Origin of the sequence: Nocardia sp. NPDC057455, assembly GCF_042802775.1 — a bacterium.
Taxonomy (GTDB): domain Bacteria; phylum Actinomycetota; class Actinomycetes; order Mycobacteriales; family Mycobacteriaceae; genus Nocardia.
The window spans coordinates 78,878-91,638 of record NZ_JBHVDM010000022.1 but is presented as its reverse complement, the minus strand read 5'-3'; the positions used below and the strand labels follow the sequence as shown (position 1 = coordinate 91,638).

10 protein-coding genes are annotated in these 12,761 nt (G+C 68.3%); 6 read left to right on the top strand and 4 right to left on the bottom strand.

The genetic code is table 11. The features are described 5' to 3' along the window. Nucleotides 1-211: 211 nt before the first annotated feature. The 4 genes from ACFU5M_RS12150 (at nucleotide 212) to ACFU5M_RS12135 (ending at nucleotide 5,358) form a co-directional block, all read left to right on the top strand. Nucleotides 212-1,348 carry an epoxide hydrolase family protein gene (locus ACFU5M_RS12150; RefSeq protein ID WP_379048017.1) on the top strand — a complete coding sequence of 379 codons (1,137 nt, stop codon included), beginning with the start codon at nucleotides 212-214 and terminating at the stop codon, nucleotides 1,346-1,348. Between the two features lie 292 nt (nucleotides 1,349-1,640). Further along, the gene (locus tag ACFU5M_RS12145; protein WP_379048014.1) at nucleotides 1,641-2,168 is read left to right on the top strand and encodes a lipoprotein LpqH; all 528 of its coding nucleotides are present in this window, start codon (nucleotides 1,641-1,643) and stop codon (nucleotides 2,166-2,168) included. 99 nt (nucleotides 2,169-2,267) lie between these two features. Then, the gene (locus ACFU5M_RS12140) at nucleotides 2,268-3,068 is read left to right on the top strand and encodes a hypothetical protein (protein WP_379048011.1); all 801 of its coding nucleotides are present in this window, start codon (nucleotides 2,268-2,270) and stop codon (nucleotides 3,066-3,068) included. A 226-nt stretch (nucleotides 3,069-3,294) separates the two neighbouring features. Next, nucleotides 3,295-5,358 carry a PhoX family protein gene (locus ACFU5M_RS12135; protein ID WP_379048008.1) on the top strand — a complete coding sequence of 688 codons (2,064 nt, stop codon included), beginning with the start codon at nucleotides 3,295-3,297 and terminating at the stop codon, nucleotides 5,356-5,358. A 111-nt stretch (nucleotides 5,359-5,469) separates the two neighbouring features. Here ACFU5M_RS12135 and ACFU5M_RS12130 read toward each other — a convergent pair whose 3' ends face one another. Both ACFU5M_RS12130 and ACFU5M_RS12125 read right to left on the bottom strand, forming a co-directional pair. Then, nucleotides 5,470-6,207 carry a glycoside hydrolase family 25 protein gene (locus ACFU5M_RS12130; RefSeq protein WP_379048005.1) on the bottom strand — a complete coding sequence of 246 codons (738 nt, stop codon included), beginning with the start codon at nucleotides 6,205-6,207 and terminating at the stop codon, nucleotides 5,470-5,472. A gap of 74 nt (nucleotides 6,208-6,281) precedes the next feature. Continuing rightward, entirely contained in the window at nucleotides 6,282-7,619 is a 1,338-nt protein-coding gene (locus ACFU5M_RS12125; RefSeq protein WP_379048002.1) for an amylo-alpha-1,6-glucosidase, read from the bottom strand. A 228-nt stretch (nucleotides 7,620-7,847) separates the two neighbouring features. Between ACFU5M_RS12125 and ACFU5M_RS12120 the strand changes: the two genes are divergently transcribed. Continuing rightward, nucleotides 7,848-8,537 (top strand): SDR family oxidoreductase, encoded by a 690-nt coding sequence (locus ACFU5M_RS12120; protein WP_379047999.1) that lies wholly within the window; start codon nucleotides 7,848-7,850, stop codon nucleotides 8,535-8,537. A 212-nt stretch (nucleotides 8,538-8,749) separates the two neighbouring features. On the opposite strand, the gene leuS is transcribed toward ACFU5M_RS12120, so the two are convergent. After that, nucleotides 8,750-11,596, bottom strand: a complete 2,847-nt coding sequence (gene leuS / locus ACFU5M_RS12115; protein WP_379047996.1) for a leucine--tRNA ligase — start codon at nucleotides 11,594-11,596, stop codon at nucleotides 8,750-8,752. Between the two features lie 164 nt (nucleotides 11,597-11,760). Here leuS and ACFU5M_RS12110 point away from each other — a divergent pair, with 164 nt between their 5' ends. Then, nucleotides 11,761-12,168, top strand: a complete 408-nt coding sequence (locus ACFU5M_RS12110; RefSeq protein ID WP_379047993.1) for an SdpI family protein — start codon at nucleotides 11,761-11,763, stop codon at nucleotides 12,166-12,168. Between the two features lie 147 nt (nucleotides 12,169-12,315). Here the strand turns inward: ACFU5M_RS12110 and ACFU5M_RS12105 are convergent. Further along, a partial coding sequence (locus tag ACFU5M_RS12105; protein ID WP_379047990.1) for a hypothetical protein occupies nucleotides 12,316-12,761 on the bottom strand: 446 nt, incomplete at its 5' end.

The following is a 12,761-nucleotide window of genomic DNA, read 5'->3' as shown; positions in this document are numbered from 1 at the left end:
GAATCCAGGGTGGCTGGTCCAAATGGACCGGCCTCTCCGCGGTTCTGACCTCGACCGGCGCTCAGGCAGGTTTCGTCTGCGCCTCACGGCAAGGTAGGGCCGTCCGAGCTCGAGCCTCACCTGGTTCGGCACGCCTTCAGGGCTTGAAACGGAATGATCCGTTCTGCTATCTTTAAACAGAACAAAGCATTCCGTTCCAGAGGAGATCGCCATGAGCATCATCAAGCCCTTTCAGGTCGACATTCCGCAGGCCGAGCTCGACGATCTGGCCGACCGTCTGCGCCGCTCCCTGTGGCCGAGCGAACTGCCCGGCGTCGGCGACTCCTACGGGGTGCCCGAGGATCGGGTGCGCGGCCTGGCGCAGTACTGGCTGGAGACCTTCGACTGGCGGGCGCTCGAGGCGAAGCTGAACGCCTACCCGCAGTTCACCACTGAGATCGATGGCGAGAACATCTACTTCCTGCACATCCGGTCGGCTCGCGCGGACGCGCTGCCGGTGGTCCTCACGCACGGCTGGCCCGGCTCGGTGCTCGAGTTCCTCGACGTCATCGAGTCGCTGACCGCGCCGGAGTCTGCTGAGGATCCCGCCTTCCATCTGGTGATTCCGGCGCTGCCCGGCATGGGCTTCTCCGGCCCGACGCACAGCACCGGCTGGACCATGCGGCGCGTCGCCAAAGCCTGGATCGAGCTGATGGATCGGCTCGGTTACCAGCGCTTCGGTGCGATCGGCAACGACGGCGGCTCGATGGTCTCCCCGGAGATCGGTCGCCTGGCGCCGGACCGGGTGGTGGGTGTCCATGTGACACAGCTGTTCTCGTTCCCATCCGGCGATCCGGCCGAATTCGTCGACCTCTCGACGGAGGACCTGGCGGCGCTCGAGCACCTGAAGTGGTTCCAGGACAACAAGATGGCCTTCAACGTCCTGTGCAGCCAGCAACCGCAGACGCTGGCCTACGCGCTCTCCGATTCGCCGATTGGCCTACTCGGCTGGAACGCACAGCTTTTCGGTGAGAGTTTGGACGCCGATTTCGTCATCGGCAACGTTGCCCTCTACTGGCTGACCGGCACCGCGGCCTCCTCGGTCCGGTACTACTACGAGGAAGCGCACAGCACCGACCGCCCGACCGGCTCGACCACGACCCCCACCGCGCTTGCCATGTTCAAGGGCGATTTCCAGTCGATCCGCCGGTTCGCCGAGCGTGACCACAGCAACATCGTCAGCTGGAACTCCTACGACGCGGGCTCGGCGATCGGCGGTCCGAACGACGCCGCAGGCCACTTCGCCGCACACGAGGCACCCGAACTGCTCGTCGGCGACATCCGGCGGTTCTTCGCCGAAGTGGGCTGAAGCCCGGCCGCGCGAGACAGTCGCTTCTGTCATCCACCAGCACGGTCGGCCGCTCCTCGGACACTGTGTTCTGGCCTGACCGCAGCTGCGCGGCGGCCCGCAGGATGGATTCGAACGCGGGATTCGTCAGTTGAGACGTTGCCTGCGCAGCCACACGTCATCTACCTGCGCAGATGCGGAAAACCTGGGATCGGTAGGGCGCGAATCGTTCCTACCTTTTACTCATCGGCCCCACAGGAGGGCCGGAGAAACAGAACCAGGGGCACCGCCCCTCGAACGACGAGGACACACCATGAACGCCACTTCGCTCCGCATCGCCGCCGCCGCTTTCGCCGCGACCGCCGCCGTCGCGGTGCTCACCGGATGCGGTGACAGCAAGGGCAGCTCGCCCGCCGCGCCCGCGCCCTCCTCGGCGCAGCCCGCCCCGGCGGGAAAGTCGGTCGCTTCGGTCGACGGCAAGGCCTTCGACGCGAAGTTCACCACCACCTGCGCGAAGCAGGGCGGCACCCTGGCGCTGGCGCTGACCGAGACCGAGAACTCCGCTTACGGCAACCTCTCGGTGAGCGCGACCATCACCGACGCGAACACCGTGCAGGCGGTCGGGATCGCGGGCAGCAAGGGCGGCGCCAACGGCCTGCCCTACGCGGTCGGCTTCGGCAACGGCATGCCGGGTGGTTCCGCCACGGTCGTGAAGGACGGCAACACCTACAAGGTCACCGGCGAGGGCGTGGGCGCCCCCGACCTGACCAACCCGCTGGCCGCCCCGAAGGCCTCGAAGTTCGACATCACCTTCGCCTGCTCGTCCATCGTCGGCGCCTGATCGCCGCATGTCCCACGAGCCGCCCCCGTCATCCCGCTCGAACCTCAGGGATGACGGGGCGCGGTGAGTCCCGAAATTTCGCACCGAAGAGGAAATGTCATGAAGAAGATCCGCCTGCTCGCACTCGCACTCGCCGCCGCGGCGATCGGCTACTACGTCTACCACGCCCTGACCTACGTCCCGACCAGCGAATGGGAGCCCTCCGGAATGGGCTGGCTCGGCTTCGAGATGGCGCTGCCGATCATGGCCCTCACCCTGGTGCCCATGGTTTTCGCCTTCACCGGCGAAGGCATCATGAGCGCGTTGACCGGCCGCAACAGCGCGGAGTTCCGCGACGGGCTCACCGGCCTCGGCACGGTCCGATCGGTGCGGCAGACCGGCGTCACCGTCAACGACCAGCCGCAGGTTCACGTCGAGTTCAGCGTGGAAGGCGCGGACGGCAAGAACTTCCATTCCTCCGCGAAGATGATCGTGCCGTTCACCGAACTCGCCCTGCTTCGCGCCGGGGTGGTGCTCCCGGTGCGCTACCTGCCCGGCCGGACCGACCGGGTCGAGGTCGACCTGTCCGGCGACGCGTCCGCCGCGCAGCGCGCCATGAACGAGTCGCTGATCCGCAAGGGCATGACCACGCGGCACAAGCTCGACATCGCCGAGCGCGGCATCGCCACCCAGGCGGTGGTGCAGTCGCTGTCGGTCACCGGCACGATCCGCGAGGGTCACTCCGAGGTCGCACTCGGCCTGGTGGTCACCCGGCCGGACGGATCTACCTTCGCCACCCGGGTGACGAAGTTCCTCGCTCCGGCCGGCGTCGCCCAGGTACAAGTGGGCCGCATCCTGCGGGCGCACTACCTGCCCGAGAACGAGAGCGAGGTCGTCATCGCCCTGCCGGTCAACGCCTGATGGCGGACGAAGTCCGGGCCGGTCCCATCGAGAACGAGGCAGCCGTCTTTCGACACCCATGCCGCGTCGATTCGAGATCATCGAGTCGGCGCGGCATTCGTTGTTCCCAGGTCTGGTGGTCGCGCAATCTCAGGGTTACCTAATTGGGCGGTTGTTCACTTTGTCGTCCCTTCCGGATGGCCCGGATGGTTTACCGTGCGGCCATCGGCCCAACCCAGGAGTCACCGTGAGTCTTCAGCCACTCGCCCTTTTCGTTCAGCACGACGGCCAGTCGTCGCGCGCCGCCGTGACCTGTGAGTACAAGTGCGCGAACGCGTGCTTCCACGAGGCGCCGAACACCTCCTCGGGCGCCTACTTCGGTGACATCGTCAGCTCGCTGAACCGGCGCGGGCTGATCAAGGGCGGCGCGGCCGCCGTGCTCGCGGTCGGCGCGGGCAGCGTGCTCGCCGCCTGCGGTGACGATGAACCGAAGGCGGCGGTCTCGACCTCGCCCGCAGGCCCTCCGGGGACCGGCACCGACTTCACCGCCGTCGCGCCGAACAAGGAAGACGCCGTGGTGATCCCGGACGGCTACGAGCAGTCCGTCGTGATCCGCTGGGGCGATCCGCTGTTCCCCGACGCGCCCCCCTTCGACTTCGACAAGCAGACCGCCGCCGCGCAGGCCAAGCAGTTCGGCTACAACAACGACTTCGCCGCTCTGCTGCCGATCGAGGGCCAGGCCAACGGTTATCTGCTCGTGGTGAATCACGAGTACACCACCAGCCCGCACATGTTCCGGGGCTACAACAAGGACGCGCCGACCGACGAGCAGATCGCGGTCACCATGGCCGCCCACGGCTTGACCGTGGTGGAGGTGAAGGGCGAAACCGGTTCGGGCAAGCTGGTTCCCGCCTTCGGCAAGTACAACCGCAGGATCACCGCGACCACGGAGTTCAAGCTGACCGGTCCCGCCGCGGGCAGCGAGTTCGTGAAGACCTCGGCCGATCCGACCGGCACCAAGGTGTTCGGCACGTTCGCCAACTGCTCCGGCGGCCTGACGCCGTGGGGCACCGTGCTGTCGGGCGAGGAGAACTTCAACGGCTATTTCGCCAACGGCGACAAGGTGACCGAGTCCGCCGCCGCGGCCCGGCTCAAGCGCTACGGCTTCGCCGCGGGCAAGACCACCAACCAGTGGGAGCGCGCGGACAAACGCTTCGACCTGGCCCAGGAACCCAACGAGGCCAACCGATTCGGCTATGTGGTCGAGGTGGACCCATGGGACCCGAACTCGACGCCGATCAAGCACACCGCGATGGGACGGCTCAAGCACGAGGGCGCCACCATCTACGTCACCAACAGCGGTGACGTCGTCTCCTACACCGGCGACGACGAGAAATTCGACTACATGTACAAATTCGTGTCTTCGCGCAAGATCCAGCCGGGCACCGGTGCGGCCAGCATGCGGCACAACCTGACCATCCTGGACGCGGGCACCCTGTACGTCGCGAAGCTCACCGGCGACCACGCGGACAAGATCGACGGTACCGGCGCCAAGCCTTCGGACAAGGGCTTCACCGGTACCGGCCAGTGGATCCCCCTGCTGGAGACCGGCGCGGACGGCAAGGGCAAGTCGCTGGTCGACGGCATGAGCGCGGAAGAAGTGGCGGTCTTCACCCGCCTGGCCGCCGACAAAGTGGGGGCCACCAAGATGGACCGCCCGGAGGACTTCGAGGCCAACCCCTACACCGGCAAGGTGTACGTGGCGCTGACCAACAACGACAACCGCGGCGCGGAGGGCAAGCAGGGGCCGGACGAGGCGAACCCGCGCAAGCTCAACAAGAACGGCCAGATCCTGGAGATCGACGACAACCACACCGGCACCACGTTCACCTGGTCGTTGTTGCTGGTCTGCGGCGATCCCACGGCGGCGGACACCTACTTCGCCGGATACGACAAGTCCAAGGTCAGTCCGATCTCCTGCCCGGACAACCTGGCCTTCGATCCGTACGGCAACCTGTGGGTCTCCACCGACGGCAACGCGTTGAAGTCGAACGACGGCTTGTTCGCGGTGGTGCTCGACGGGCCGAATCGCGGTCAGACCAAACAATTCCTGACCGTCCCGCGCGGCGCGGAGACCTGCGGTCCTGTGGTCGGCGAGGCACGGGTGATGGTGTGCGTGCAGCACCCCGGCGAGGCCGATGACGCCACTCCGGACAACCCGTTGTCGCACTGGCCCGACGGCGGCACGGCCCAGCCCCGCCCCTCGGTCGTGGCGGTCTGGAAGAAGGCCGGCGGCCGCATCGGCGGCTGATAACCACAGCCGCGGCGCCCCACCGGCCCCCTGCAACCACGGCCGACCACCCTCCGCGGCTTTTCCCACGGGTGGAGCCGCTACTCGACTGGGCGGGTAGCGGCTCCACTCTCAGCTACTGCCGGTGCCGCCGCTCATGTTCGCGAAACGGGCGAAATCGCCTCCACCGCTGTAGACGTTGAGGTCGACGCGGCCGGCTATGCCGGGGATGGCGCCACGGTCGGTGGTCTGCCAGAACGTCCAGGTGGACCAGCCGCCGGGGACTTCCGGTTGATCGTTGCCGCGGTAATCGGCGATCCACAGCGGGTATTCGGCAAATTCAGTGGTGTCGGCCATCGCGGTGCGCCAGAAGTTGGGATAGGTGTAGACGATCGGGTCGCGCCCGGTGAGCGCTCGCACGGTGTTCAGGTAGCGGCGGGTCCAGTCGATCAGAGCCGCCGGGCCGAGACCGCCGGAGTCCTCCAAGTCCAGCACGGGCGGCAGGTCGAGCGGTCCGTTCTGGCCGAGCGCCACCGCCGCGTACATCGCGGCCTGCGGTTCGGGCGGCAGGTTCGGCCGGGCGTAGTGGTAGGTGCCGCGGGCCAGGCCGGCCGCGCGCATCAGCAGGCTGTCGGGCACGAAGTACGGGTTGATGTAGCTGAGCCCCTCGGTGGCCTTGACCATGGCGAAGTCGTGGCCGGAACGCTTGACCGCGAACCAATCGATCGGGCTACCGCCGGTGTGCTGCCACGACGAGACATCCGGACCGGTCGGCGCCGCGGTCGCGGGGAGCGTGGCGACGAGGATGCCGGACAGTGCGAGCAGCGACAGCGCCGTGCCGCGACGAGTGGTCGACCTCCAGGTGTCCATGCCGCACGACGATAGCCACTCGCTCTGGCTGTTACCAGTGTGACCAATGGGGTGTCAGAACTGTCCTGTGACTCTCACCCCAGCCAGTCCAGGACCGACGCCGCCGTCCAGGACTGCTGCATGCTGCCGAGCGGCTCTCCGGTGAACGGTTCGTAGTACTCGGCGAAGCTGCCGTCGCTGGCCTGGCGCAAGCCCTCGGCGCGCAACATGAACGAGCGCTCGGCCCAGCCGCGCCTGGCGAAGACCCAGGAGAACAGCCAGCTCATCACCGGCCACACCGGGCCGCGCCAATACTCGCGGGGACGGAAGTCCTTGGACACCGGCGAGGTCGAAGGCGGCAGCGCGTAGCGCAGATCCGGGTGGCCGCAGAAGCGCGGGCCCTCGAACAAACGCAGCAAACTGCGCTCGGTGTCGCGGGGGAGGCCACCGCACAGCAGCGGCGCGAACATCGAGAGCGTCTCGGTGTTGATCCACCGCTGCAATCGCACGTCGAAATCGCGGGCCGCGCCGGTGCGCGCATCGGCCGTCGCGACGACGCCCGCACGGAAACGGTCGGCCCACGCGTAGAGGTCGCGCACGTCGGCGTGCGGCTGCTTGTACTCCTCGCCGATATTGGCCAGCACCTCGCAGGCCAGCGAGAAGATCCCGGTGACGAACACGTCCTCGACGGCGAAGCTCATGGTCGAGGCGAGTTGGTAGTCGTCGTAGCCCGCCCGGCGCATCTGCTCCACCAGCCACAGGTAGCGGTCGTACTCGCGGTCGGTGGGCCGCTGGGTCGGATCGGCCACCACCAGCACGTCCTCGCGGCGGTAGGGCGGCAGGTCGCCGGGGACCACGTGGTCGTAGGCGCGGTCCCAGCGCGGGGAGTTGTCCATCCCGGACTCCCAGCCGTGATACAGCGTGATGCGGCCGGTCTCCTTGGGATCGCGGGCGTGCGCCAGCCAGCGGTGCCAGCGCACCAGATCCGGCCAGCGCCGATTGAGGAACTCCTCGGCCACGGACCTGGTGCTGCGGCCGTGCCTGCGCGAATGATCCAGGATCCGCTGCACCGCGATGGCGTGCACGGGCGGTTGGGTGATCCCGGAGGTGTCCAGTCCATCCGGCGCGTCGGCCGCCAGTTTGCGGCACTCCCAGCGGGCCGGGCCGGGAAAATAACCGTCCACGCCGTTGGCGAAGACGATGTGCGGGATCATCCCGTTCTTCCACTGCGCCGAGAGCAGGGTGTCCAATTCGATCACCGCCCGCTCCACGCTCAGCGGCGCGAGCCCGACCGCGACGAATGCCGCGTCCCAGCTCCACATGTGCGGGTACAGGCGTGGCGCCGCGCTGGTCATCGTGCCCAGATCGTTGCCACGCAGCAGGTAGGCAGCACGGGCCGCGAGCTGGGTGGGGGTGAAGCCCGGATGTGCCATCCCCCTATTCTGCGATGTCACCCGCAGAAATGCCCGCTCAGCGGTGTCCGTTTCGGCCTCATCCCCTCGGCCCGCGGCCGGTTCGTGTTCGGCGGTTCTCACTTTCGAATGCCCCGTCCGTGATTCGCTGCTCGAGATTGTCGCCCCGATTCAGCGTGCAGCGCTAGTCGTTCGTCCAGTGCTACGCGTTTTTACGCCTCCTGCACCCAGCCGGTTACGGTGGGGCCCATGACTTCCGCCGCGCCCGCGAAATCGACCGCGTTGATCACCGGCGCCAGCCGTGGCCTGGGCGCCGCGATCGCCCGCGAACTCGCCCCTACGCACGACCTGCTGCTGGGCGCCCGATCGGCGGAGTCGCTGCGCGGCATCCTGGCGGAGTTGCCCGCCGCGCAGGGCTGGCCGGTCGAGCTGACCGACTACGACGCCCTCGCCGAAGCGGTCGCGCCGATCCGGAGCTTGAACGTGCTGGTGCACAACGCGGGCATCGCCGATCTCGGCACGATCGCGGGATCCACCGTCGAGCAGTGGCGGAACACGCTGGAGGCCAACCTCATCGCGGTCGCCGAACTCACCCGGCTGCTGCTGCCCGCGCTGCGGGCGGGCAAGGGGCACGTGGTGCTGATCAACTCGGGCGCGGGGCTGCGCGCCAACGCGGGCTGGGCCTCCTACGCGGCGAGCAAGTTCGGACTGCGCGCTTTCGGTGACGCGTTGCGGCAGGAGGAGCCGCAACTGCGGGTGACCTCGATCCACCCGGGGCGCATCGACACCGATATGCAGCGCGAGATCATCGCGGGCGAGGGGCGCGAGTACCGGGCCGAGGATTTCCTCACCCCTGAGACGGTGGCATACACGGTGCGTTCGGCCATCGACACCCCGCGCGACGCACATCCCACCGAGGTCGTGCTCCGGCCGTACTGATATCCGCAGGCGTGTTCGCCTGTCGACGGGTTGCCGGTGCCGACCGGTGCGATGCGCGGCGGGCCCGCGCCGCCGGTCCGGACACCACTGCCCGATGGGCGACCCGGCCGCTTCCGGCCGTGCGGAAGCATGCTCTCACGGTGGGCCGGCGACGTGAACCCCGAAGTCGTCGGCGATCCATCCGTCGACGACTTCCCGCGCCCCTCGAGCGCTCAGGCGACGATGTTCACCAAGCGCCCGGGCACCACGATCAGCTTGCGCGGGGCGGCTCCGTCGAGCAGGGTGGCGATCTTCTCGTCGGCCAGCGCTGCCGCCTCGATCGCCGCGTTGTCGGCGTCGGCCGCCACCTGAATCCGGCTGCGCACTTTGCCGTTCACCTGGATCGGGTACTCCACCGACTCCTCGACCAGCAGGGCGGGATCGGCGATCGGGAACGGGCCGTGCGCCAGGGCCGCGGTGTGGCCCAGGCGTTCCCACAATTCCTCGGCGATGTGCGGGGCCAGCGGAGCCAGCATCAGCACCAGCGGCTCCACCACCGAGCGCGGCGCGCCGTCCGGGTAGCTCTTGGTCAGGTGGTTGGTCAGCTCGATCAGCTTGGCGCCCGCCGTGTTGTCGCGCAGTGCGGCGAAATCCTCGTCCACACCGGCGATCGTCTTGTGCAGCAGGCGCAGCGTCTCGCCGGTCGGCTCGGCATCGGTGACCCGCAGTGCGCCGGACTCCTCGTTCACCACCAGGCGCCACGCCCGCTGGAGGAACCGGTGCGCACCGACGACGTCCTTGGTGGCCCACGGCCGCGAGGTGTCCAGCGGACCCATGGACATCTCGTAGAAGCGGAAGGTGTCCGCGCCGTACAGATCGCACATCTCATCCGGGGAGATGGCGTTCTTCAGTGATTTGCCGATCTTGCCGTACTCCTGGAACACCGGGACCTCGGTGCCGGTGGCGTCGGTCCAGAAGAACTTGCCGTCGCGCTCGACCACCTCGGCGGCGGGCACGTACGCGCCGCGCTCGTCGGTGTAGGCGTGCGCCTGGATGTAGCCCTGGTTGAACAGCCGCCGGTACGGCTCGCTCGCGGACACCTCACCCAGGTCGTAGAGCACCTTCTGCCAGAAGCGGGCGTACAGCAAATGCAGCACCGCGTGTTCGACACCGCCGACGTACAGGTCGACGCCGCCCGGATCGTTCGCCCCGCCGACCTCGGTACGCGGGCCCAGCCAGTACGCCTCGTTCTCCTTGGCGCAGAACGTCTCCGCGTTCGTCGGGTCGGCGTAGCGGATCTCGTACCAGGAACTGCCCGCCCACTGCGGCATGACGTTCGTGTCGCGCCGGTAGCGCTTCGGGCCGTCGCCCAGGTCCAGTTCGACTTCCACCCAGTCGGTCGCCTTGGCCAGCGGCGGGGACGGTTCGGAATCCGCGTCGTCCGGATCGAAGGTCACCGGCGCGAAGTCGTCCAATTCCGGCAGCGCGACCGGCAGCATCGACTCCGGCAACGCGTGCGCAGCGCCCTGCTCGTCGTACACGATGGGGAACGGCTCGCCCCAGTAGCGCTGACGGGCGAACAACCAGTCGCGCAATTTGTACTGGATGGTGCCCTTACCGTGGCCGTCGGCCTCGAGCCGGGCGATCATCGCCGCTTTGGCCTCCTCGACGGACATGCCGTCGAGGTAGTCGGAGTTCACCAGCGCGCCTTCGCCCGCGTGCGCGCCCTTCGCCAGGTCTCCGCCGCTGATGACCTCGATGATCGGCAGCCCGAAGGCGGTCGCGAACTCCCAGTCGCGGTGGTCGTGCCCGGGAACGGCCATGATGGCTCCGGTGCCGTAGCCGCTGAGCACGTAGTCGGCGATGAAGATCGGCACGGCCTTGCCGTTGGCGGGGTTGATCGCGTAGTTGCCCAGGAAGACGCCGGTCTTCTCCTTGTTCTCCTGGCGCTCCAGATCGGACTTGGCCGCGATCGATTTGCGGTAGGCCGCGACGGCGTCGGCCGGTGCCGCGGCGCCATCGTTGGTCCACCGGGGGTCGGTGCCCGCAGGCCACTCGGCGGCGGTCAGCGTGTCGACCAGCTCGTGTTCCGGGGCCAGCACCACGTAGGTTGCGCCGAACAAGGTGTCGGGGCGGGTGGTGAAGACCTCGATCTGCTCGCCGTCGGCGTCGAACTTCACCTGTGCGCCGCGGGATCGTCCGATCCAATTGCGCTGCATGGCCTTCACGTTGTCCGGCCAGTCCAGCCGGTCCAGGTCGTCGACCAGCCGATCGGAGTAGGCGGTGATGCGCATCATCCACTGCCGCAGCCGCTTCCGGAACACCGGGAAGTTGCCGCGCTCGCTGCGGCCGTCGGCGGTGACTTCTTCGTTGGCCAGCACGGTGCCCAGACCCGGACACCAATTGACCACCGAATCGGTCTGGTACACCAGCCGATACGAGTCCAGCAGCGCGCCTCGATCGGCAGGCGACATGGCGTCCCAGGATTCACCATCCGGAACGGCCCGTGTGCCGGAGGCGAACTCGGCGGCCAGCTCGGCGATCGGGCGGGCCCGGTTCAGTTCGGTGTCGTACCACGCGTTGTAGATCCGCAGGAAGATCCACTGCGTCCAGCGGTAGTACTCCGGATCGGTGGTCGCGAACGAGCGCCGCCGGTCGTGGCCGAGGCCCAGCCGGTCGAGCTGGCGCTGCATCGTGGCGATGTTCGACTCGGTGGTGTCGCGCGGGTGCGCGCCGGTCTGCACCGCGTACTGCTCGGCGGGCAGGCCGAACGCGTCGTAGCCCAGGGCGTGCAGCACGTTGCGGCCGTGCATCCGGTGGTAGCGCGCGAAGACGTCCGTGGCGATGTAGCCGAGCGGATGCCCGACGTGCAGGCCCGCGCCCGACGGGTACGGGAACATGTCCTGGATGAACAATTTGTCGGCCGGTGTCGGGCCCGCCAGCGGCCCCACCGGGTTCGGCGCATGGAAGGTTCCGCGTTCGTCCCACGTCCGCTGCCACCGGCGTTCGATGCGGCCGGCAAGCTCCGCGTTGTACCGATGCTCTGGTACATCGCTTTCGGTTGCGCGTGTGTCTTGCACGGTCCTGCCTTCTTGTGGTCGCCGATCCCCGACAAACTTCGTCTATCAGGGTAGAACGTCACCTCCGCTGGACCGAAAATCGGGCTGGCCTGGACTTTGCGGAGGTGGTCGCCGTCGCACCGCCCGTCGTCGGCGGGGCGGCACCGATGCGCTAGCCTGCATGAGTGTTCCTCGTCGCTCTCGTCCTGTTCGTGCCGGCCGTCGTGGCCGTCGCAACCGGCGCACTCGGGCTGACCGGCCGGTTGCCCCGCAATCGTTTCTTCGGGGTCCACACCGAGGCAGCGCTGTCCACGGACGAGACGTTCCGCGTCGCCAACCGGGTCGCCGCTCCCACCTCGATCGCGGCCGGGGCGCTGCTGTTCGCCGGTGGTCTCGTCGCGCTGGCCGCCAGCGGATTCGTCGCGCTGGTTGTCGCGGCCTGCACCGCCGTGGTCGCGTTGTTCACCCTCGGTGCGGGCGCGAATGCCGCCGCACAGGCGGCCGACGCCATCGCCCCGCCCCCCGAGACCGGCGGTTGCGGCAGCTCCTGCGGCGCGTGCTCGCTCCGCAACGCCTGCCAGCCCGCGAGCTGAGATCGACCGTCCTCACGCACTGCGCACACGCCCGGCTCGCCGGGCCGTCGTCAGCTGAGCAAGCGAATCGTCAGTTCGGGAACCCCTCTCGGCCCGGAGGCGGTTGTGCGGCTCGTGTCGCACGGCGCGGTTCCGGCGGCGGGCCGCTCACTCCATTCTTTCCGCGCACCTCGGCGGTGCGACACCGCGTGACAGCGGGTTGCCGACCGGAGTGACGTAGAGCACGCACAGCAGCACCGGCGCCGTCCCGATATTGCGGGCCACGTGCGGGTAGCGCGGCCCGCTCGGTTCCCGGAACACCCGCCACCGCCGATAGGTGACCGGTGCGCAGTCCGCACCCGGATGATCGAGCGTCCCTCGCGCGACCAGGACGAACAACGTCCCGTCGTGGTAATGCCACCCGCTGCTGCCGCCGGGCTCGATGATCGTCTGGCGCAGGATGAACGCCCACCGTCCCACGGCGAACCGAAACAGGACCCGACTGGCCGTGCCACGGGCGGGCGCCGCGTTCTCCTCGAATTCGGACCACACTCTTCGATCGAACCACCCGCCGCGCAGACCCGCATCGGTCACCGCGGATGCGCGTCGGCAGG